This window comes from Escherichia albertii, assembly GCF_028622335.1.
Taxonomy (GTDB): domain Bacteria; phylum Pseudomonadota; class Gammaproteobacteria; order Enterobacterales; family Enterobacteriaceae; genus Escherichia; species Escherichia albertii.
On the sequence record NZ_CP117568.1, the window covers coordinates 1,190,264 to 1,213,669 of the forward strand.

Sequence of the window (23,406 nt, forward strand, 5' to 3'; positions counted from 1 at the left end):
TCCCTTCAAGGCGCTGCATCGACAGCGCCTTTTCTTTATAAATTCCTAAAGTTGTTTTCCTGCATTTTCTGCGCTCTTTATTTACGTCATTAGCTGCTAGCATCCCCTGAAAACTGGATAAAAACACAGGGAGTGCAAATGAAGCGTTTTATTTACCAGGACGAAAAATCACATAAATTCTGGGCGGTGAAGCAGCAAGGCAACGAATTGCATATTAGTTGGGGTAAAGTCGGTACCAACGGGCAAAGCCAGGTAAAAAGCTTTGCAGATGCTGCGGCAGCGGAAAAAGCGGAACTGAAGCTGATTGCAGAGAAAGTGAAGAAGGGATATGTGGATGATGATTCGGCACATGTGACTCTCACGCCACTCATAAAAGAAAGTCTCCCTTCTGAAGTCAAAACGTCTGTTGTAAATAAAAACAAACGCCCCTGGCTGGCGGATGATGCGGTCATTCCAGTCACTGACGATATTAATCAATTTGCTTTTCCTCATCGCCGCAGACCAAGAGAAATTAATTATCTGCGCAAAGAGGGCGAAATATGGAAGCGTATTGCCAATAACACTAAAGCGTATACCCCCAACAATAATTACAATTCTTATCCTGAAAACTGGCAGCCGGCGTTTGCCGAGTTACAAAGGCGAATTCTGGGTAATCAACAGACAGGAAGCGTGCAATCTGATGCTGCATTGCTCTGGAGTTTCTGGAACTCTTACTCTGCGGATGAACTGGTCGATGACTTAGTCATTCGCTGTGGACTGGAAACCACCATTGAAATCGCCCTCCTCGCTCTTCACCTTAAATTTAAAACCGTGAAAGCGACCGTCACGACAGAAATACCTCCCAATCGGGAAGCAGAATCGCTACCGGACTGGCATCAGCGTTTATGCCACCATCTCTCACTCGCACCACAAGAAGAGTGGCAGCACTGCGTAGATAAAGTGCTCGCTGCCATTCCCACATTGTCCCCGGCGCGGCAACCTTTTGCGGTACTGCTTATTCCTGAACGCTCGGATGTCGCGAATACCATGGCGCTACGTTACGCAGATGAAAACATCCCGGCGATGACCTGGTTAAGACTGGTGGTAACGGATAACGCTGCCCTGGCGGCACTGGAAAAATATAACTTTCCGCCATTACACCGTGATTTTCGCGCTTATCTGGCAACGTTGCTGGCAAATCATGGAGTGTGCGGTATAAGCCGGATACTTCTTGAGTTAACGGAAGACCATCCTGACAATCCCACATATCTTTTGGGTCGCATCAGCGAGACCGAACATCTAGTCAAATGGCTCTGGAAAACGAATCACCCGAACGCAATTCAAATTCTAATCCTCGGTATAAATGGCAAGAAAAAGCATCTGGAATACTTAAGCAAATCCTGTCAAAAACATCCCGCTGCGGCTATTGCGGCTTACGCTATATTACTGGCAACTCATGAAAACGCAGAGTGGCGTAGGGCGCTGGTTAAATTGATTATCGTCACACCAGAATTAGTAAATAATGTTATTCCGTGGGTTAACGTCAAAGCAGCGGCTATCTTAGCTGAATGCCGTCCGCAAACAGTGACAGAAGAATGTGAATATGCAACCGCGAATATGTTGCCGCAACTACTCGTCGCTCCTCCGTGGATACTCAATAAGAAAAAGACTGCAATACCAATATTTGATTTACCTGTAATTCCTGTAGCGGCTATTTCCGATATCACCCCGGAGATAACAAAAACAATGACCCGCACTTACCTTGTCACCCGTTTCCAGCAAATAGCTCAACAGCAGGCATCAGAGCAGACATTGTTTAGCGACCTGCCGCCGATGGAAAAAGCCAGTTGGGAAGTTTGTTTAGTACCACTTACGCCAGAACAGCAAATTTTATGGTATCTCGGTTTCGAAAAATGGCGGGAGAGCGGAGAAAAAACATACGAAAAAGTCCCGGCTCCCCAACGCGCTGTAGATGCCCTGTTACGCTTTGACTTTCCTGCACTGAATGCTGAATTTACGCAATTCCATGACAATACCTACAAAAGCTGGAATCTAATTGCACTCTGTTACCTGCCTGGTCAACAAGCTATTTCTTTTCTCAACCAGATAATCAATAAAGATAACTACACCGGTGAGAAATATATTCTGGCAATTTTTGGCAACGCCGCCATTCCTGCATTTATGACCTGCCTGCAACGTGAACCACAACGACTGTGGTTTTTCACCTTTTTCCTTGGTATCAGTGAACTGGCCTTACCAATGGCGCAACGGTTGCAGAAAAAAATGTCTTTTGAAGATGCCCAAAACTGGCTGACTGACTACCCACGCCATACCGCCGCCGGGCTACTGCCTGTAGCGTTAGGCAAACCAGGTAAAAATCGTGATTGCGCCCGCCAGGCGCTCCGTCTGTTAGTGAATTTAAACCTGCGGACGACAATAGAGGAAATCGCCCGGGAATATAATCAACCAGATGTGTTATCCGCACTGGCAACATTATTCGATAGCGATCCGCTGGCAGAATACCCGTCTAAAATCGCCCCACTCCCCGGTTTTTATCAGTTCACCTTATGGCGCAGACCACGGCTTAAAAGTAACAACCTGCCTCTGCCAGATGACGCGATGCGCCACCTCGGCACAATGTTAGGCTTTCCACGTGACATAACGCTCTACGCTGGCCTGGATATTATAAAAGAGACCTTCACCCGCGAATCACTGGCTGAATTTGGCTGGGATCTGTATACCGCCTGGGAGGAAGCAGGAGCCCCCGCAAAAGAAAACTGGGCATTTACCTCACTGGGGATTTTAGGCAATGACGACACCGCGCGTAAATTAACCCCGCTTATCCGCGCCTGGCCTGGCGAATCACAGCATAAACGGGCCGTTGCCGGGCTGGACGTGCTAGCCAGTATCGGTAGCGATATTGCACTGATGTTACTGAATGGCATCGCGCAAAAAATTAAATTCAAAGCATTACAGGAACATGCCGGCGACAAAATCAACACAGTTGCAGAAAATCGCGGGCTAACGATGGCTGAACTGGAAGACCGACTGGCCCCCGATTTAGGGCTTAATGACAGCGGTTCGCTGACTCTTGATTTCGGCCCGCGTAAATTTACCGTTGGTTTTGACGAAACCTTAAAACCCATCGTGCGCGACGAAAACGGCAAAGTCCTGAAAGATTTGCCCAAACCAAACCTGAGCGATGATAAAACGCTGGCAACTGACGCCGTTAACCTCTTTAAACAATTGAAGAAAGATGTGCGCGCCATTGCCACCCAGCAAATCGCCCGACTGGAACAGGCCATGTGCCAGCGCAGACGTTGGACTAATGAACAGTTTCGCCTGTTTCTGGTAGAACACCCGCTGGTACGTCACTTAACCCGAAGACTGTTATGGGGAATATATACCGACGAAAACACGCTGGCTGGCTGCTTCCGGGTGGCAGAAGACAGCTCTTTCAGCGACGCGCAGGATGAACTATTCACGCTGCCAACAGGAAACATCGGTATTCCGCATGTACTGGAAATCCCCCCTGAATCCGCCGCTGCATTCAGGCAAATTTACATAGATTACGAACTGCTTCCCCCCTTCCAACAGCTCGATCGTGGTAGTTACCACCTTACTGACAATGAGAGAAACACCCATGAATTGACGCGTTGGAACGCAAAGCAATGCCAGGCCGGGCGCATTGTCGGGCTGGAACACAGAGGCTGGCAACGTCTTGAAGAAAGCGGCAGCGTTTATGCGATGCGTAAATCAACCCCTTATGGCGATATCGAACTTGAAACTGAACCTTTCTCATTGATTTATGGTGAAACGGGGTATAGCGATTTGCTGCCTGTTGAAGGCGTAAAAATCATTTCACTTGACGATCGCTACGATAAACAACCTTCACTCACTTTCTCCGTGCTCGACGACATCACCGCCAGCGAGCTGATTAACGACATTGAATCACTGTTTGATTAAAAGGATTTAGCAATGAAAATCTATATTTATCAGGACGAAAAATCACATAAATTCTGGGCGGTGGAGCAGCAAGGCAACGAATTGCATATTAGTTGGGGTAAAGTCGGTACCAACGGGCAAAGCCAGGTAAAAAGCTTTGCAGATGCTGCGGCAGCGGAAAAAGCGGAGCTGAAGCTGATTGCGGAGAAAGTGAAGAAGGGGTATGAGGAAGAGCAGGAAACAACTGCGGCCTCCGAGATATCACCAGCCGAAATTCCACTGGTTACAGAAGCAAGATCAGCACTCAACGCCGTAACGATACTCCCGGTCACCAATGCGGCAGCACCGTGGCTGGCAGACAATGCGCCGATTATTTTACCAAAACACATTGCTCGCTATGCCCTTAGTCATCGCCGTTGGCCGGGAGAACCTATCGCCCTTCCCACCCAACCCGAGAAGAAAAATTTAATATCCCGGATGGCAAACAGCGTTAGTGGTTTTTGTAAAAATTTAACTTTTGATTATAGCTCATGCCCCTTTGAGTGGAGTGAAGCCATCGCCCAGGCATTTAGTTTTATCAATACACCGAAACCGGTTATATCAGCACGCACCATGGCCGTACTCGCCAGAATAGGAATTTCTTTTGGCCAACAATGGAACAACGATACATCATCAGAATTATTAGACGAAATAGTACAAACCTACGGACTGGAATATGCCACAGAGGTTGTCATCTATCGCTGGCAGCTTGCTCTCGACTTTGACTATCGGAATAAGCATATTACCTTTTTTCTAAATGATGCGATGACCAATCGCCGTTCTCTCTTCCATAAATTCGATATCCGGCTACGCAAACACCTATCGCTGGCTGAAGAAACCGTTTGGCAAAGTTGCATCGCAAAATTGCTTATTGCATTACCTGATATATCACACCAATACCAGCCATTAGTTGCTTGCTTAATCCCGGAGCTACCTGACATTGCTCACGAAATTGCACAACGATTGTCTGCAAAAGCCAATATTCCAGAGTTGGCGGAATTAAAAATGGTGGCAACAGATCCGCAGGTACTAGAAATAATTATGCAGTATCAGACCCCAACAGCATTTGGGGGCTACCTGTGGTGTGTCACGGTGGTGCGCGAGCAAGGTATCGCAGCATTGGCACGGCTGATACCTCATGCCGACGAAGATCAATGTGGTAATTTACTAATCTATATCAACCATCCGCTGGCAGTTACCGCACTTATCCAGGCTGCAGATACCAATAAACGCTGTTATGAACGACTGATAAAGATAGTCGAAAGTTTTCCTGCGGCTTCACTGGTAGCATTGACCGAGGCACTGGCGCAAAAAGAGGATAAGCGTAAACACACGTTACTGGCTTCATTACTCAATGCTCATCCAAACCTGGGTGAGCAGATCATCGCGAGGTTATCGCCACAGGCAGCGATCATACTGGAACAATGCCAGCAACAACTGAAACAGGGTAAGACTATCGACTGTGCCAGTAGTGATGAATTGCCATCTGTGTTGGTTTCACCACCATGGCTAACAAAACCACAAAAATCGACCATTCCGGTACTGAATTTAACCACCTTATCGCTAGCAGCCTTTGCACTCCCTATGCCGGATTTATCGACTGCTAAAACATTTCTTTTGAGCCGGGGAATTCAAATAGCGTTACTGGATGCCAACGAACAATTGCCCAGGACAACATCTGAAATTTTGCAACATCTTGGATTTTCCTCATCGCGTTCAGCTATTTCCGATGGAGCCATCACAGCATATGAACAAAGTGACTATGCGCAGCTTATTACCGAATGGAGAATGAATCATTCCCCAAATACCGATATCTGGAAATTACGTATCCTTGCCAGATTGCAGCAGAATAAGGCTATCGAACTGTGGAATGTCTTATCGATGGAATCGCATACGAACATCGAAGAGGTGATGAAAGCATTTGGTCTCGATGCACTTCCTGGTTTTATTAATAGTCTCGCCCGAGAGACGCAGGAAGCGATGCCTGTAGCACAATACTTCGCGGCTGTCGAATTAGCGCCACCTGTTGCCCATGCCTTCAACGAACTCAAAACCCTGCGTTCCGAAGCTCGGACCTGGCTACTGAAATACCCAGAACACGCAATCACTGGTCTGTTGCCTGCCGCGCTTGGCAAAGTGGGTGAAGCACAGGATAACGCCCGCGCAGCCCTACGTCTGCTGGTGGAGAATGGGCATCAACCGTTACTCAAACAGGTCGCTCAGCGTTATAACCAGCCGGAAGTCATGGACGCTGTAAGCGTCTTACTCTCACTCGATCCGCTGGATAACCACCCGACTAAAATTCCGACGCTGCCCATCTTTTACCAGCCTGTACTATGGAGACACCCGACGCTTATCAACGGCAAGATGCTGCCCGATACGGCGCTCAATCACCTCGGTGAAATGCTCCGCTTCCCCCAGGAAGAAGCACTGTATCCGGGGTTATTACAGGTGAAAGATGCCTGCACTTCCGACTCACTGGCAGAATTTGCCTGGGATCTGTTTACTGCCTGGCAAACTGCTGGTGCACCATCGAAAGAGAGCTGGGCGTTCACGGCATCAGGCGTGCTCGGCAACGATGATACCGCCCGCAAACTGACGCCATTAATCCGCGCCTGGCCTGGCGAATCTCAGCATAAACGCGCTACTGTCGGCCTGGATATCCTCGCCGCCATTGGCAGCGATATCGCCCTGATGCAGCTTAATGGCATCGCACAAAAGCTAAAATTTAAAGCGTTGCAGGAACGAGCAAAAGAAAAAATTGCCGACATTGCCAAAAGCCGCGAGCTCACGGTGGCTGAACTTGAAGACCGCTTAGCCCCGGATTTGGGTCTGGATGATAACGGTTCGCTACTACTGGATTTCGGCCCACGCCAGTTCACCGTCAGCTTTGATGAAACCTTAAAACCGTTCGTGCGCGATGCCTCCGGCAGCCGCCTGAAAGACTTACCTAAACCGAACAAAAGTGATGATGAATCACAGGCGAACGACGCAGTTAACCGCTACAAGCTGCTGAAAAAAGACGCGCGTACCATTGCTGCCCAGCAGGTGGCAAGGCTTGAATCCGCCATGTGCCTGCGTCGCCGCTGGTCGCCGGAAAACTTCCTGCTCTTCCTGGTCGAACATCCGTTGATACGCTACTTAACTCGCCGTCTGATTTGGGGCGTTTATAGCGCCGACAATCAGTTACAAACCTGTTTCCGTGTTGCGGAAGATAACAGTTACAGCACCGCCGATGACGATCTCTTTACCCTGCCAGAAGGCGACATGTCTATTGGTATTCCTCACATCCTGGAAATATCGCCGATTGACGCTGCCGCCTTTGGCCAGCTTTTTGCCGACTATGAACTGTTGCCGCCGTTCCGTCAGCTTGGTCGCAACAGTTATCACCTGACAGAGGCCGAACACAATGCCAGCGAACTGACCCGCTGGGCAGGCAGAAAATGCCCGAGTGGCCGGGTAATGGGGCTGGCAAATAAAGGCTGGATACGTGGCGAACCACAGGATGGAGGCTGGATCGGCTGGATGATCAAACCACTGGGGCGCTGGTCGTTAATCATGGAAATCGATGAAGGTTTTGCGGTGGGGATGTCACCAGCCGAGCTAAGTGCTGAACAACTCCTGAGTAAAATATGGCTCTGGGATGGTAAAGCAGAAAACTATGGCTGGGGCAGTAATACCTCGCAAGAAATGCAGTTCTCCGCGCTCGACGACATCACCGCCAGCGAGCTGATTAACGACATTGAATCACTGTTTGATTAAGGAAAGAACATGCACAAGGAATTACCGTGGCTGGCAGATAACGCGCAACTGGAACTGAAATATAAAAAAGGCAAAACACCACTCAGCCATCGCAATTGGCCGGGGGAACCGGTGCCTGTTATCACTGAAAGCCTCATCCAGACGTTGGGGGATGAAATTCTTCAACGTGAAGGCAGCAAAGAAAATATTAGCTGGCAATATGAGCAATGTTCAGCAGAGTGGCATGAAGACATTATTCGGGCTATCAGTCTGATCGGCGAGCACAAACCCTCCGTCTCTGCACGTACGATGGCTGTGCTAACTTGTATCGCGAACAATAACAGTGAGCAATTGTTGGACGAAATCGTCCAACAAGAGGGACTGGAGTATGCGACCGAGGTGGTGATTGCACGTCAGTTTATTGCACGACGTTATGAGAGTGATCCACAGGTTGTCACCTTGCAACACCAGGACGAAAACTATGGCTACGGTTATCGCTCAGAAACCTATAACGAATTCGATCTGCGACTGCGTAAGCATCTCTCGCTGGCAGAGGAAAGTTGCTGGCAACGTTGCGCGGATAAACTCATTGCCGCACTGCCGGTAATCCCCATCGTTCGCCGTCCTTTTATTGCGCTGCTCCTCCCGGAAAAACCAGAAATTGCCAATGAGTTGGTAGGCCTTGAATGCCCGAGGACGCATTTTCATTCTAAGGAGTGGCTAAAAGTTGTTGCTACTGACCCCAGGGCAGTGAGAATACTCGAACACTACTGGAGCCAGGATATATTTAGCGATCGCGAAGCCAGCTACATGTCGCATGAAAACCACTTCGGTTACGCCGCCTGCGCCGCTCTTTTGCGCGAACAAGGGCTGGCAGCGATTCCTCGCCTTGCGATATATGCACATAAAGAGGATTGCGGAAGCCTGCTGGTACAAATTAACCATCCGCTGGTCATCCGTACCTTGCTGTTAGTAGCCGATAAAAACAAACCCAGCCTGCAGCGTGTGGCTAAATATAGTAAAAATTTCCCCCATGCAACGCTCGCAGCTCTGGCAGAGCTCCTTGCGTTAAAAGCCCCGCCTGCGCGCCCGGGTTATCCAATCCTCGAAGACAAAAAGCTGCCTGCACAGCAAAAAACACGCGATGAATACTGGCGTATGTCACTGCAAACGCTGATAACCGTTCAACCACAACTGGCAGAAGACGTGAGGCCATGGTTAAGCGCAGAAGCACAAACCGTGCTGGATAGTTATGTATCCGTACCGCCGAAAGCAGTTATTGACAGTAGCGATAACAGTAAGTTACCTGCAATCCTCGTTTCACCACCGTGGCGTAAAGGTAAGAAAAAAGCGTCCGCATCTTACTTTTCATTACCTGAAATCACTCTTGCACCACAAGCATACTGGTCGCCTCATGAACGCTGGACGCAGAAACAACAAACTGCAATCAACCATTTTAGCGCCATACCGTTTAACGAACGTCTTGCATGCAGGGGGATGGATACCTTCTTGCGTGAGTTAGGTTTTGAATTACCTCGCTGGAAATTTTACGAATTTATTATCACTGGTCAGTTAGATGCTCTGAATATCCAGCAACTGCAGGCGTACACCGCTATAGGGCAATTGAACTATTATCAGGCACAACAGGCAGAATACAGACACTACCGGGAAGATGCCGCCAGCGCATTACTGGCTGAAGACAGCACGGCGTTAATACAAGGATGGCGAACTTTTCAACGTAAATTTAACTATAGTGATGAAAAACGCTGGAGTGCGTGGAACCTGTACCTTATCGCGCAAATGCCACGCGAAATGGCAGTGTCGTGCTGGCAACAAATTGTCGAGGCTGATTTTTATTATACCGGGGTGGAATATCTGTTAAGTGTGCTGGGCACTGATGCTCTGCCCGGTTTAAATATAGCCTATGCGCGGCATCCAAAAGAGATATTTCCCCTGCTAATGAATTATGGCGCAACCGAACTGGCGCTGCCCGTCGCCCGCGTCTGGCGGCGTTTTGCAGCTCAGCGTAATCTGGCGCGCCAGTGGATATTGCAATGGCCAGAACATACGGCCACCGCGTTAATTCCGTTGATCTTTGCCAAATCCGGCGATAACCGCGAAGCGGCGTTAAGTGCGCTACTGCTACTGTATAAGGAAGGGCATGGCGAATTATTGCAAACCGTAGCAAATCGCTGGGAAATACCTGCGCTGTGGCCTGCTCTGGAACAGCTTCTGACACAAAATCCTCTGGATAATTATCCGACGCGCATCGCGAAAGCCCCAGGTTTCTGGCAACCGACGCTATGGCGCAGACCACGGCTCATAAGCAATGATCAACCACTTACTGATAATGCACTGGAGATAATCGGTGAAATGCTGAGTTTTACCCAGGGCGGTCATTTTTACTGCGGGCTTGAACAATTAAAGACATTCTGCCAACCGCAAACGCTGGCCGCTTTTGTCTGGGATCTCTTTACTGCGTGGCAACAAGCTGGCGCGCCAGCAAAAGACAACTGGGCATTTCTGGCGTTGAGCATATTTGGCGACGAAAGCACGGTACGGGACCTGATGCCACTCATTCTCGCCTGGCCGCAGGAAGGAAAATCCGCCCGTGCCGTCAGTGGGTTGAACATCCTCACACAAATTGGCAATGATATGGCGCTGATGCAACTACATCATATTTCGCAACGTGCAAAATCCCGCCCCCTGCGCGACAGTGCGATGGAATACCTCCAGACGGTTGCGGACAATCGTGGGCTTAGCCAGGAAGAACTTGAAGATCGGTTAGTGCCAACACTTGGTCTGGATAATCCACAAGCATTAATTTTTGATTTTGGCCCACGGCAGTTTAGCGTTCGCTTTGATGAAAATCTCAATCCGGTTATCTATGATCAGCAAAACGTTCGCCAGAAAAGCGTTCCACGCTTGCGCGCTGATGACGATCAACTTAAAGCGCCTGAGGCACTGACCCAACTAAAAGGACTAAAAAAAGATGCCACTCAGGTGAGTAAAAACCTGCTCCCGCGCCTTGAAACAGCACTACGCACTACCCGACGGTGGTCGCTGGCAGATTTTCATTCTTTGTTCGTTAATCATCCCTTTACCCGGCTGGTTACTCAGCGACTGATATGGGGCATTTATCCGGCGAATGAACCACGTCTTTTACTCAACGCTTTTCGTGTGGCTGCTGAAGGTGAATTCTGCAATGTACAAGACGAACCCATTATTTTGCCTCCAGATGCGCTGATTGGCATTGCACACCCATTAGAAATGTCAGCAGAAATGCGCAGTGAATTTGCACAACTTTTTGCCGATTACGAGATTATGCCGCCAGTTCGTCAACTGACACGGCGCACGGTGCTTCTCACGCCTGACGAGGCCGTCAGTAGCAGTCTGAATCGCTGGGAGGGTAAATCAGCCACTGTAGGGCAACTGATGGGAATGCGATACAAAGGCTGGGAGCCTGGATACGAAGACGCATTTTTCTATAAATTGGGCGAGTACCGACTGGTACTTAAATTTTCGCCCGGTTTTCATCACTACAATGCAGATAGCAAAGCGCTGATGAGCTTCAGTTCGCTTCGAGTATATCGTGACAATAAATCCGTCACTTTTGCTGAAATCGATGCGTTTGATCTCAGTGAAGCCTTAAGCACACCAGACGTCATTTTCCATTAACACACCGCGGGCAGTGATACGACTGCCCGTTATCTGCACACTCACCACTGAGAAAAACCATGATCGTACAACAAGAGCTTGTCGCCGTTTACGACTATCAAGTCCCTGTACCTGAAGACCCATTTTCCTTCCGGCTTGAGATCCATAAATGTGACGAATTATTCACGGGAGCCGTCTACCGACAGGAGCGATTCAGGCTACACCCAACATTCCATCAGCCTGCGAAAAATGATGCGCTTCTACCGATAAACGATGCGTTGATATATATAAGAGATGAATTTATAGATGAAAGAAAATTGTTTGGTGAATCAGTAGAAGCTGTAAAAACAAAATTTCAATGTGAATGACAGAATATATTCAACAGAAAAATATAAAGGCTGTTTTATTAAAGGGGGAAACGGTATTCCCCCTTAGATGCGTTTCAATTTGCCCGTTACTTCAACAAATCAATCAACCGCAACAGAGCCACTAATAGCTCCAGTACGGTAATGAGCACGGTTAACCTTTGTGTCAGCGTGTCCATTCGCTCTCCTGATTAAGGAGCGCAACACCAGTATCTTACCCTTACACTGCCTGTCGATACTGGTTTACGTTTGTTGGAACGAAACGTTGCACTCTGGATCAGAGCACTACCTGCAGCACCACCTGTCTGGTAGCCAGGACTTGAAATTGGTTCGACCCGGCGCAACCGTCCAACGGGCAGGATTATAAATATCACTTGCTGAATTGCAATGGGGGGTGGATATGGTTATAATTTATTCGTTGGGACGAAATGTTGCACAATCAGCAAGTTAACGTCAAAGTAACAAATAAAAGAACCTGCCTCACCAGCAGGTTTTTTTATTTGTTGTGATCTTCTTTCCAGATATTTCTCGCCCGTCTTTTCAATCAAACAAATAATGCGCAGAACATTTATAGCGCGTAGAATGAACTTTATTTTCTTATTTCAGGGATGAATATATGTCACCACAGAGAAATCATCTGCAGCGTCCGCCTGCTGCTGTGTTATATGCCAATGAACTGGCACAATTAAAAAAAAATGATCGCTCACCATGTCCTCCCGGCTGGCAGTTAAGTTTGCCTGCGGCCCGTAGCTTTATTCTTGGCGACGAGTCGCAAAATATCAGCCGTAAAGTCGTAATTAGCCCTTCAGCGGTCGAACGCATGTTAGTGACGCTTGCTACCGGGCGCGGCTTGATGTTAGTGGGAGAACCTGGAACGGCAAAGTCTCTCCTTTCTGAATTGCTCGCCACCGCTATTAGCGGCAATGCCGAATTAACCATCCAGGGTGGCGCATCTACCACCGAAGATCAAATCAAGTACGGCTGGAACTACGCTCTGCTTATTAATCACGGCCCATCAACGGATGCGCTGGTCCCTGCCCCGCTTTACCAGGGAATGCGCGACGGCAAAATCGTCCGCTTCGAAGAGATTACCCGCACTCCGCTGGAGGTGCAGGACTGCCTGTTAGGTATGCTTTCTGATCGGGTAATGACCGTACCGGAACTCACTGGTGAAGCCAGCCAGCTCTACGCGCAGGAAGGTTTTAATATTATTGCCACTGCCAATACCCGCGATCGCGGCGTCAATGAAATGAGCGCCGCGCTAAAACGTCGTTTCGACTTTGAAACCGTCTTTCCAATCATAGATTTCGCCCAGGAGCTGGAACTGGTCGCCAGCGCTTCAGCGCGCCAGTTAGCCCATAGTGGCATTCCACATAAAGTACCAGATGCGGTACTGGAGCTTCTGGTCTGTACTTTCCGTGATCTACGCGCCAGTGGCGAAAAGAAAACGTCGATGGATACCCTGACGGCGATGATGTCCACCGCTGAAGCCGTCAACGTGGCCCACGCTGTCGGTGTTCGAGCCTGGTTTTTAGCGAATCGCGCAGGTGAGCCTGCCGACCTGGTGGACTGTATTGCCGGAACCATCGTAAAAGATAACGAGGAAGACCGCGCTCGTCTGCGCCGTTACTTTGAACAGCGCGTTGCCACACATAAAGAAGCTCACTGGCAGGCTTATTATCACGCTCGCCACCGCCTGCCGTGAGGAAATAGCATGAGCGAGCCGTTAATTGTCGGCATCCGGCATCATAGCCCGGCCTGCGCCAGGCTGGTGAAATCGCTAATCGAAAGCCAGCGACCGAGATACGTGTTGATTGAAGGCCCGGCCGATTTTAATGACCGGGTTGATGAGCTATTTTTGGCCCACCAGCTTCCTGTGGCTATCTACAGTTATTGTCAGTATCAGGACAGTGTTGCCCCCGGGCGTGGCGCCTGGACGCCATTTGCCGAATTTTCGCCGGAGTGGCAGGCGCTACAAGCCGCACGTCGCATTCAGGCGCAAACGTACTTTATCGATCTTCCCTACTGGGCGCAGAGCGAAGAAGATGACGATAAATCGACAACAGAGGATGACAACCAGGCCTTACTGTTACGCGCTGTCAGTATGGATAACAGCGACGCACTATGGGATCACTTGTTCGAAGATGAAAGCCAACAAACTGCATTACCCTCTGCACTGGCACACTATTTTGCACAACTGCGAGGCGACGCCTCCGGCGATGCACTCAATCGCCAGCGCGAAGCCTTTATGGCCCGCTGGATTGCATGGGCGATGCAGCAAAACAATGGCAACGTGTTAGTTGTCTGCGGCGGCTGGCACGCTCCGGCACTGACAGAATTGTGGCATAAATCCCCTCAGGAGAATCAAAAGCCAGAATTGCCATCGCTATCAGATGCCGTTACCGGATGTTATCTGACGCCTTACAGTGAAAAACGCCTTGATGTACTGGCAGGATATCTTTCAGGAATGCCTGCCCCAGTCTGGCAAAACTGGTGCTGGCAATTGGGTTTGCAGCAGGCTGGGGAGCAGCTACTGAAAACGGTTCTTACCCGTTTACGTCAGCGCCACTTACCCGCGTCCACCGCTGATATGGCTGCCGCGCATCTGCATGCGATGGCGCTGGCGCAATTGCGCGGTCATGCATTGCCGTTACGCAGCGACTGGCTGGATGCCCTGGCAGGCTCATTGATTAAAGAAGCCCTGAACGCGCCATTGCCGTGGAGCTACCGAGGAGTCATTCATCCCGATACCGATCCGATTCTGTTAACGCTGATTGATGCATTGGCGGGTGACGGATTCGGTAAACTTGCCCCTTCCACGCCACAACCACCTTTACCAAAAGATGTCACTTGTGAACTGGAACGTACCTCAATCTCCCTTCCGACGGAGCTCGCCTTAAATCGCTTTACCCCCGATGGGCTGGCGCAAAGCCAGGTGTTGCATCGACTGGCTATACTGGAGATCCCAGGCATTGTGCGCCAGCACGGAAGTACACTGACGCTGGCCGGCAACGGTGAAGAACAGTGGAAATTAACCCAGTCGATTAGCCAACATGCGGCATTGATTGAGGCCGCTTGCTTTGGCGCTACGCTCCAGGAAGCCGCACGCAATAAATTAGAAGTCGATATGCTGGATGCGGATGGAATCAGCAGCATCACTGCATGTCTTAGCCAGGCGGCGTTAGCGGGTCTGGCGTCCTTCAGTCAGCAATTACTGGGGCAACTCACATTATTAATCGCCCAGGAAAATCAGTTTTCCGAAATGGGCCAGGCGCTGGAAGTGCTTTATGCCTTATGGCGGTTAGATGAAATCAGCGGTATGCAAGGCGCGCAGATATTGCAAACGACGTTATGTGCGGCTATCGATCGCACGCTCTGGCTGTGTGAATCCAACGGCAGGCCGGGTGAAAATGAGTTTCACGCTCATCTGCATAGCTGGCAAGCGTTGTGTCATATCCTGCGCGATCTACATAGCGGCGTTAATTTACCCGGCGTTTCTCTTTCTGCGGCGGTAGTCTTACTGGTGCGCCGCAGTCAGACGATGCATGCCACCGCACTGGATCGCGGTGCGGCTCTTGGCGCGCTAATGCGTCTGGAACATCCCAACGCCAGTGCCGAAGCGGCGCTGACGATGCTGGCGCAGTTATCCCCGACCCAATCCGGCGAGGCTCTGCACGGTTTGTTGGCGCTGGCCCGTCATCAACTGACCTGTCAGCCTGCATTTATCGCCGGTTTTAGCCGTCTTTTGAATCAACTTAATGACGCAGATTTTATCAATGCTCTTCCCGATATGCGCGCGGCGATGGCCTGGCTGCCGCCGCGAGAACGCGGAGCGCTGGCGCATCAGGTGCTTGAGCATTACCAGCTCGCTCACCTCCCTGCTTCGACGTTGCAAATGCCGTTGCATTGTCCACCGCAAACCATTGCTCATCACCAACAACTGGAACAGCAGGCACTGGCAGCACTGCAACACTGGGGAGTTTTCCATGTCTGAACTGAACAATCTCCTTACAACCCGTGAACTGCAACGCTGGCGATTGATTCTTGGCGAGGCGGCAGAAACCACACTTTGTGGTCTTGATAGTAATGCCCGGCAAATAGACCACGCGCTGGAGTGGCTGTATGGGCGCGATCCTGAGCGAATCCAGCGAGGTGAACGGTCTGGCGGATTAGGTGGCTCAAACCTCACTACGCCAGAATGGATCAACAATATTCATACGCTTTTTCCACAACAGGTAATCGAACGGCTGGAAAGCGATGCCGTGCTGCGCTACGGCATTGAAGATGTGGTGACAAATCTCGACGTGCTGGAACGTATGCAGCCTTCTGAAAGCCTGCTGCGCGCAGTGTTACACACCAAACATCTGATGAATCCCGACGTGCTGGCGGCAGCACGCAGGCTGGTGCGCCAGGTGGTAGAAGAAATTATGGCGCGATTAGCGAAGGAGGTCCGTCAGGCTTTTTCTGGTGTCCGCGATCGCCGTCGCCGTTCACATATTCCACTGGCGCGCAATTTTGATTTCAAAAGTACCCTGCGCGCCAACCTGCAACACTGGCATCCGCAACACGGCAAGTTGTATATCGAATCTCCCCGCTTTAACAGCCGCATTAAACGCCACTGTGAACAATGGCAACTGGTCTTATTAGTTGATCAAAGCGGATCGATGGTCGACTCAGTGATCCACTCAGCGGTGATGGCGGCCTGTTTATGGCAGTTACCCGGTATTCGTACCCATCTGGTGGCGTTTGACACAAGCGTAGTTGATCTCACGGCAGACGTTGCCGATCCGGTAGAGCTATTAATGAAAGTCCAGTTGGGCGGCGGCACCAATATTGCCAAAGCTGTGGAATATGGGCGACAGCTCATTGAGCAACCGGGTAAAAGCGTAATTATTCTGGTGAGCGATTTTTATGAAGGCGGAACATCATCATTGCTGATTCATCAGATAAAACAGTGTGTACAGAGTGGCATCAAAGTATTGGGGCTGGCAGCGCTCGACAGTAATGCAACGCCCTGTTATGACCACGATATAGCTCAGGCGCTGGTTAATGTCGGCGCGCAAATAGCCGCGATGACGCCGGGCGAACTGGCTTCCTGGCTGGCGGAGAATTTGCAGTCATGAATTCATTACGCCCGGAATTACTGGAGCTGACACCACAAGCGCTCACCGCATTAAGCAATGTGGGTTTTGTTAAGCGCAGCCTTAAGGAACTGGAAGTTGGCAATGTTCCTGAAATCAGCCATGAGAACGGCACCTTAATCGCCACTTTCAGCGACGGTATTCGTACGCAACTGTCAAGCGGTCAGGCGCTGAAAGAAGCCCGGTGTACCTGTGGGGCCAGCGGCATGTGCCGTCATCGCGTAATGCTGGTGTTAAGTTATCAGCGACTTTGTGCCGCCGCCACTCAACCTACGAAAAAAGAAGAGGAATGGGATCCGACAATCTGGCTGGAAGAACTGGCTACCCTCCCCGATGCCACCCGCAAACGCGCGCAAGCTCTGGTCGCCAGGGGAATCGCCATTGAGTTGTTCTGTGCGCCAGGGGAAATTCCCTCTGCCCGGTTGCCGATGAGTGACGTGCGCTTTTATTCCCACAACAGCATTCGCTTCGCACGCTGCGACTGCATTACCGGAACGCTTTGCGAACACGTAGTGTTGGCGGTACAAGCGTTCGCCGAGGCCAAAGCGCAACAGGCAGAGTTTACTCACCTGATTTGGCAAATGCGCAGCGAAAGAATGACGGCAAACGATGATCCTTTTGCCAACGAAAGGGGAAATGCCTGTCGCCATGATGTCCAGCAGTTAAGCCAGGCATTATGGCTGGGCGGGATCAGTCAGCCGTTAATCCATTACGAGGCGGCATTTAGCCGTGCGCAACAGGCGGCAGACACCTGTAACTGGCGCTGGGTGAGTGAGTCGCTACGGCAACTACGAGCCAGTGCTGGCGCTTTCCACGCACGGGCCAGTTACTATCATGCCGGAGAATGTCTGCATCAGCTTGCGGCCTTAAATCGCCGATTGACCTGTGTGCAAGAGATGGTGCGACGAGACGGCGGCGGTGAAATCCCTCCCATTCCATGGCGCACCATTGTCGGCGCGGGAATTACCGGAGAAGCAAAGCTTGATCATCTGCGGCTGGTGTCGTTAGGTATGCGCTGTTGGCAGGATAATCAACAGTATGGTTTACGGATCTGGTTTAGCGATCCCGATACTGGCAGCATTTTGCATCTGTCACGGAGCTGGCCGCGAAGTGAACAACAAAACTCACCAGCAGCAACGCGTCGGCTATTTAGTTTTCAGGCGGGGGCCCTGGCAGGTGGACAAATTGTTTCACAAGCTGCACGTCGCAGTGCCGAAGGCGAACTGTTGTTAGGTACGCGCAACCGTTTAAGCAGCCTTGTGCCATTGTCGCCCGATGCCTGGCAAATGTTGAGTGCGCCGTTGCGCCAGCCAGGTATTTCAGCGTTGCGGGAATATTTACGTTCACGCGCTCCCGCGTGCATACGGCCTCTTAATCAGGTTGATAACTTATTTATTCTCCCGGTGTCGGAGTGTCTTTCCCTGGGCTGGGATAGTACACGGCAAACGCTGGATGCGCAGATGATTAGCGGAAAGGGTGAAAGCAATACGCTGACATTATCCCTCCCCGCTTCTGCCTGCGCCCCCTTTGCCGTTGAACGCATGGCGGCGTTGTTAAAACAAACCGACGACCCCGTTTGTCTGATTTCCGGGTTTGTCAGTTTTGTCGAAGGGCGATTAACGCTGGAGCCGCAGGTAATGATGACAAAAACCCGCGCCTGGGCGCTGGACGCAGAAACTGCGCCTGTTGCATCACTGCCTTCTGCCAGCGTTCTTCCTGCGCCGTCCTCCGCCCATCGGTTGCTGATGCGCTGCCAGGCGTTGCTCATTCAACTGCTGCATAACGGCTGGCGTTACCAGGAACAAAGCATCATTAATCAGGCAGAGATACTGGCTGGCGAGTTGACCGCTGTAGGTTTTTATCGGCTGGCGCATTTGTTGAATCAGTTACGTCATTCCGAAGGCGAGACACTGAGTGAGATATTGAATAACTGCGTTTTACTCTGTGAACAGTTATTACTGATGCTGGAAAAATAAAGGGGTACGCATGTTTTTTATTAAGAGTTCTACTCCATTTTCGGACTGCTCAAGTCGTAGTATTAAGCATATTCTATAGCGCCCTGGTGAGCGTCACCAGTTTTGTGATTTTGATAAAATGGAGTTTTACATGAAGGCTTTCAATAAGCTGTTTTCACTCGTTGTTGCATCTGTTCTGGTGTTCTCTCTCGCAGGTTGTGGTGACAAAGAAGAATCGAAAAAATTTAGCGCTAATCTGAATGGTACTGAAATTGCCATTACTTATGTCTACAAAGGCGACAAGGTAATTAAACAATCTTCTGAAACCAAAATTCAGTTTGCCGCCATTGGTGCGACAACCAAAGAAGATGCGGCTAAAACACTTGAGCCGTTAAGCGCAAAATACAAAAACATCCCAGGTGTAGACGAAAAATTAACCTACACCGATACTTACGCTCAGGAAAACGTCAATATTGATATGGAAAAAGTAGATCTGAAAGCCCTGCAAGGTATTTCCGGTATTAAAATGAGCGATGAAGATACCAGCAAAGGTGTCAGCATGAAGCAAATCGAACTGGTCATGGCTGCCGCTGGTTTTAAAGAAGTAAAATAATCTGTCTGCGGCCATGTTTTTGGCATGGCCGCCATACCCGTCTTAGCTTTTCGTCACATGCTGGCGCGCTGCCAGCCCACGCAGAAAATAACGTAAGAATTGATCGCCGCATTCACGGAAATTTTTATGCTCCGGTGCGCGCATCATTGCGGTAATTTCCGGCATTGAGACGCGGAACTGCTGTTCTGTGAGTATTGCCAGAATATCATCAGTTTTCAGAGAAAATGCGATACGTAACTTTTTCAGCACAATATTGTTATTGATCCGACGTTCCGGCTCCAGCGCAGGTGCGGACTCATCCCTGCCCCGTTTCTCGTAAATCAGACCATTAAGGAATGAAGACAAAATAATGTCCGGGCAGCGCTGAAAACCTTCTTCGTCTTCTTTACGCAACCAGACGGCAATCTGTTCGGCGGTAGCTTCAGCATTTCCCAGCGCCAGAATCCGCACCAGGTCATTATTATTGGCTTTCAAAATGTAGCGCACGCTGCGCAGAATATCGTTACTTAGCATGGGGCCTTCAGGTGTTAATGAGGCAAAAAGCTATTTTAGCAGCCTTTTACAGGCCAATCGCCTCTTTTAAACTTTTCAGATAGCGGCGACTGACCGGCACAGTTAAACCATTACGTAAAACCAGCTCAGCCTGACCGTTATCTTCCAGGCGAATTTCCTGCAAATACGCAAGGTTAACCAGATATTGTCGATGACAACGCAGTAATGGCGTACGGCTCTCCAGCGTGCGCAAGGTCAGTTCGGTAAATCCCTCTTTTCCTTCGTGACTGGTGACGTAAACACCGCTCATCCGGCTGCTGACAAACGCCACATCTTTCATTTGCAACAAATAAATCCGACTGTGTCCGGTACAAGGGATAAATTTCAGCCCTTGTTGATTTTCCGGTAACAGCGAAACATCTTGCTTACTGCGCTCCTGACGCAGACGGACCAGCGTTTTCTCCAGTCGCGCTTCATCAATTGGTTTTAGCAGATAATCAAAAGCATGTTCTTCAAATGCTTTAACTGCATACTCGTCAAATGCGGTCAGAAAAACGATATATGGGCGATGCTCGGGGTCGAGCATACCGACCATTTCCAGACCGCTGATGCGTGGCATCTGAATATCGAGAAACAGCACATCCGGGCGCAATTTATGCACTGCGCCAATTCCTTCGATGGCATTTGAGCATTCACCGACGATTTCAATATCGCTTTGCTCCTGCAAAAATACGCGCAGGTTTTCCCGTGCTAACGGTTCATCATCAACAATCAGCACTTTAATCATGCCTCGTCCCTCCATGGCAGTCGTAAAGTTATTCGGGTGTAACTATCAGCCTCACAGGCAACGCTGATTCCATAGTCGTCGCCAAACCGTTCACGTAAACGCTTATCCACCAGGTTCATCCCCAGTCCGCTGGCACTGGCTACCGGATGGTACAAACCGGCATTGTCTTCAATCTCCAGCATTAAATGTTGCCCCTCACGTCGGGCGCTAATTGCCACTTTCCCTGTTTCCAGCAGTTGTGACGTTCCATGTTTAATCGCGTTTTCGACTATCGGTTGCAAAGTAAACGCTGGCAACTGCTGTTGAGATAATTCCTCAGGGATGGTTATGCTGACCTGCAACCGCGACTGAAAGCGCGCTTTTTCAATTTGCAGATAAGCATTTACATGTTCAATTTCATCAGCGAGGGTAACAAACTCCGAAGGACGCTTTAAGTTTTTACGAAAAAACGTCGACAGATACTGCACCAGTTGGCTGGCCTGTTCGCTGTCGCGGCGGATCACCGCTTTAATGGTATTAAGCGCATTAAACAGAAAATGGGGATTTACCTGGGCGTGTAACAGTTTGATTTCCGATTGTGTGAGCATCGCTTTTTGCCGTTCATATTGTCCGGCGAGGATCTGCGCCGAAAGCAATTGCGCAATCCCCTCGCCCAGCGTGCGGTTGATAGAACTGAACAAGCGGTTTTTCGCTTCATACAATTTGATGGTGCCCATCACTCGCTGATTTTCGCCACGCAGTGGAATCACCAACGTTGAGCCTAACTTGCATTGCGGATGCAACGAGCAACGGTAAGGCACTTCGTTGCCATCGGCGTAGACCACTTCGCCGGTTTCAATCGCTTTTAAGGTATAAGACGAAGAAATCGGTTTGCCAGGCAAATGGTGGTCGTCGCCAATGCCGGTAAAAGCCAGTAATTTCTCACGATCGGTAATCGCGACCGCACCAATATCCAGCTCCTGATACAGCACCTGTGCTACTTTCATGCTGTTCACTTCGTTAAAGCCCTGGCGCAGAATACCTTCCGTCGAGGCGGCCACTTTTAGCGCCGTTGCCGAAAATGCCGAGGTATATTTCTCAAACATGGCGCGTTTATCCAGCAATATACGCATAAACAACGCGGCACCTACGGTGTTGGTAACCATCATCGGCGCAGCAATATTACTGACCAGACGAACGGCATCTTCATAAGGACGGGCAATAGCCAGGATAATCAGCATTTGTACCATTTCCGCGACAAAGGTGACAGCGCCTGCGGTAATCGGGTTAAAAACCTTATCGGTACGGCCACGATGGATCAGAATGCTGTGAACCAGACCGCCGAGTAACCCTTCAACGATCGTCGAGATCATGCAACTCAGCGCAGTCATCCCTCCCATTGAATAACGGTGTAATCCCCCGGTCAGACCAACCAGACCTCCCACGACCGGGCCGCCCAGCAAACCGCCCATCACCGCGCCTATCGCCCGGGTATTGGCAATAGAATCGTCGATGTGCAATCCGAACCAGGTGCCCATGATGCAAAAGATGGAAAAGACGATATAGCAGAGAAATTTATGCGGCAGACGAACCGTGACCTGCATTAACGGTATGAATAATGGCGTTTTACTCATTAACCACGCAATGACTAAAAAAACGCACATCTGCTGAAGCAGCAGCAACACCAGATTAAAATCGTACATACCCGCAAACCACACATCCCTTTAAAACGCGTAACATACATGGCTCGCGTTTAACTTTCTTTGAACTGTTGCAGAAAAATGAAAAATCGTGAGTACGATCACCCAAAACAACCTGGCAAAAACAAAATCATCCTAAACGAGATCAAAAAACGGGCAAAACTACCTGGTTCGCCATTCTCCGTCTAAAGTTAAACCGGGACCTCGCGAGTAAGGGTAAGAGGATGGCGCTTTACACAATTGGTGAAGTGGCGTTGCTTTGCGATATCAACCCTGTCACGTTACGCGCGTGGCAGAGGCGTTACGGGTTGTTGAAACCGCAGCGGACAGACGGCGGTCATCGGCTGTTTAACGACGCGGATATTGACCGGATCCGGGAGATCAAACGCTGGATTGACAATGGCGTGCAGGTCAGCAAAGTCAAAATGTTGCTCAGTAATGAGAATATTGATGTGCAGAATGGCTGGCGCGATCAACAAGAAACGCTGCTTAATTACCTGCAAAGCGGTAATTTGCAAAGTCTGCGGATGTGGATCAAAGAGCGCGGTCAGGATTATCCCGCCCAGACGCTCACTACGCATCTGTTTATTCCACTGCGTCGACGGCTTCAGTGCCAACAGCCGACTCTGCAGACATTATTGGCGATCCTGGACGGCGTACTGATCAACTATATCTCTATTTGCCTGGCTTCAGCGCGCAAAAAACAGGGCAAAGATGCGCTGGTGGTTGGCTGGAATATTCAGGATACCACCCGTCTGTGGCTGGAAGGTTGGATTGCCAGTCAGCAAGGATGGCGCATTGATGTCCTCGCTCACTCACTCAACCAGCTACGCCCGGAATTGTTTGAAGGCCGCACTTTATTAGTCTGGTGCGGCGAAAACCAAACCTCTGCACAACAGCAACAACTCACCAGTTGGCAGGAACAGGGGCACGATATTTTCCCGCTTGGTATTTAATAATTCGTTAACAAATACGCTTTGCTGTACAATCCTTTCATTAACATAAGGAGTGCA

At 49.9% G+C, this 23,406-nt stretch carries 13 protein-coding genes; 10 read left to right on the top strand and 3 right to left on the bottom strand.

What is annotated here, in order from left to right:
• Positions 1–138 precede the first annotated feature (138 nt).
• The 9 genes from PS053_RS05980 to PS053_RS06020 all read left to right on the top strand — a co-directional run bounded on the left by PS053_RS05980 (position 139) and on the right by PS053_RS06020 (position 19,435).
• Positions 139–3,945, top strand: a complete 3,807-nt coding sequence (locus tag PS053_RS05980) for a DUF4132 domain-containing protein (RefSeq protein WP_256879364.1) — start codon at positions 139–141, stop codon at positions 3,943–3,945.
• A 12-nt stretch (positions 3,946–3,957) separates the two neighbouring features.
• Positions 3,958–7,725 (top strand): DUF4132 domain-containing protein, encoded by a 3,768-nt coding sequence (locus PS053_RS05985; protein ID WP_256879365.1) that lies wholly within the window; start codon positions 3,958–3,960, stop codon positions 7,723–7,725.
• Between the two features lie 9 nt (positions 7,726–7,734).
• Complete coding sequence (locus tag PS053_RS05990; protein WP_256879366.1) at positions 7,735–11,382, top strand: DUF4132 domain-containing protein; 3,648 nt, start codon at positions 7,735–7,737, stop codon at positions 11,380–11,382.
• 59 nt (positions 11,383–11,441) lie between these two features.
• Complete coding sequence (locus PS053_RS05995; RefSeq protein WP_149542188.1) at positions 11,442–11,729, top strand: hypothetical protein; 288 nt, start codon at positions 11,442–11,444, stop codon at positions 11,727–11,729.
• A gap of 613 nt (positions 11,730–12,342) precedes the next feature.
• Positions 12,343–13,431, top strand: coding sequence for an ATP-binding protein (locus tag PS053_RS06000; protein WP_256879367.1), 1,089 nt, complete (start codon positions 12,343–12,345; stop codon positions 13,429–13,431).
• Positions 13,432–13,440: 9 nt separating this feature from the next.
• Positions 13,441–15,720 (top strand): DUF5682 family protein, encoded by a 2,280-nt coding sequence (locus PS053_RS06005; RefSeq protein ID WP_256879368.1) that lies wholly within the window; start codon positions 13,441–13,443, stop codon positions 15,718–15,720.
• Entirely contained in the window at positions 15,713–16,849 is a 1,137-nt protein-coding gene (locus PS053_RS06010) for a VWA domain-containing protein (RefSeq protein ID WP_001292877.1), read from the top strand. The genes PS053_RS06005 and PS053_RS06010 overlap by 8 nt, the downstream gene beginning before the upstream one ends.
• The gene (locus PS053_RS06015) at positions 16,846–18,843 is read left to right on the top strand and encodes an SWIM zinc finger family protein (protein WP_256879369.1); all 1,998 of its coding nucleotides are present in this window, start codon (positions 16,846–16,848) and stop codon (positions 18,841–18,843) included. Before PS053_RS06010 ends, PS053_RS06015 begins: the two co-directional genes overlap by 4 nt.
• A gap of 130 nt (positions 18,844–18,973) precedes the next feature.
• On the top strand, positions 18,974–19,435 hold the full coding sequence (locus PS053_RS06020) for a YehR family lipoprotein (protein ID WP_000643193.1): 462 nt from the start codon (positions 18,974–18,976) through the stop codon (positions 19,433–19,435).
• A gap of 42 nt (positions 19,436–19,477) precedes the next feature.
• Here PS053_RS06020 and PS053_RS06025 read toward each other — a convergent pair whose 3' ends face one another.
• From PS053_RS06025 to btsS, 3 genes are read right to left on the bottom strand one after another with little or no spacing between them, the layout of a single operon-like run.
• Complete coding sequence (locus PS053_RS06025) at positions 19,478–19,948, bottom strand: YehS family protein (RefSeq protein ID WP_000950403.1); 471 nt, start codon at positions 19,946–19,948, stop codon at positions 19,478–19,480.
• A gap of 46 nt (positions 19,949–19,994) precedes the next feature.
• On the bottom strand, positions 19,995–20,714 hold the full coding sequence (gene btsR, locus PS053_RS06030; RefSeq protein WP_002461811.1) for a two-component system response regulator BtsR: 720 nt from the start codon (positions 20,712–20,714) through the stop codon (positions 19,995–19,997).
• The gene (btsS, locus tag PS053_RS06035) at positions 20,711–22,396 is read right to left on the bottom strand and encodes a two-component regulatory system sensor histidine kinase BtsS (RefSeq protein ID WP_002461809.1); all 1,686 of its coding nucleotides are present in this window, start codon (positions 22,394–22,396) and stop codon (positions 20,711–20,713) included. Before btsS ends, btsR begins: the two co-directional genes overlap by 4 nt.
• A gap of 221 nt (positions 22,397–22,617) precedes the next feature.
• On the opposite strand from btsS, the gene mlrA reads away from it, so the two are divergent.
• Positions 22,618–23,349, top strand: a complete 732-nt coding sequence (gene mlrA, locus PS053_RS06040; RefSeq protein WP_001240387.1) for an HTH-type transcriptional regulator MlrA — start codon at positions 22,618–22,620, stop codon at positions 23,347–23,349.
• The last annotated feature ends 57 nt before the right edge of the window (positions 23,350–23,406 follow it).

What these genes read in the sequence shown, in the direction of transcription:
- PS053_RS05990 (WP_256879366.1), top strand. Translation starts at nt 7,735, where the DNA reads ATGCACAAGGAATTACCGTGGCTGGCAGATAACGCGCAACTGGAACTG.
- PS053_RS06025 (WP_000950403.1), bottom strand. Translation starts at nt 19,948, where the DNA reads ATGCTAAGTAACGATATTCTGCGCAGCGTGCGCTACATTTTGAAAGCC.
- PS053_RS06005 (WP_256879368.1), top strand. Translation starts at nt 13,441, where the DNA reads ATGAGCGAGCCGTTAATTGTCGGCATCCGGCATCATAGCCCGGCCTGC.
- btsR (WP_002461811.1), bottom strand. Translation starts at nt 20,714, where the DNA reads ATGATTAAAGTGCTGATTGTTGATGATGAACCGTTAGCACGGGAAAAC.
- PS053_RS06000 (WP_256879367.1), top strand. Translation starts at nt 12,343, where the DNA reads ATGTCACCACAGAGAAATCATCTGCAGCGTCCGCCTGCTGCTGTGTTA.
- PS053_RS05980 (WP_256879364.1), top strand. Translation starts at nt 139, where the DNA reads ATGAAGCGTTTTATTTACCAGGACGAAAAATCACATAAATTCTGGGCG.
- PS053_RS06015 (WP_256879369.1), top strand. Translation starts at nt 16,846, where the DNA reads ATGAATTCATTACGCCCGGAATTACTGGAGCTGACACCACAAGCGCTC.
- btsS (WP_002461809.1), bottom strand. Translation starts at nt 22,396, where the DNA reads ATGTACGATTTTAATCTGGTGTTGCTGCTGCTTCAGCAGATGTGCGTT.
- PS053_RS06020 (WP_000643193.1), top strand. Translation starts at nt 18,974, where the DNA reads ATGAAGGCTTTCAATAAGCTGTTTTCACTCGTTGTTGCATCTGTTCTG.
- PS053_RS05985 (WP_256879365.1), top strand. Translation starts at nt 3,958, where the DNA reads ATGAAAATCTATATTTATCAGGACGAAAAATCACATAAATTCTGGGCG.
- PS053_RS05995 (WP_149542188.1), top strand. Translation starts at nt 11,442, where the DNA reads ATGATCGTACAACAAGAGCTTGTCGCCGTTTACGACTATCAAGTCCCT.
- mlrA (WP_001240387.1), top strand. Translation starts at nt 22,618, where the DNA reads ATGGCGCTTTACACAATTGGTGAAGTGGCGTTGCTTTGCGATATCAAC.
- PS053_RS06010 (WP_001292877.1), top strand. Translation starts at nt 15,713, where the DNA reads ATGTCTGAACTGAACAATCTCCTTACAACCCGTGAACTGCAACGCTGG.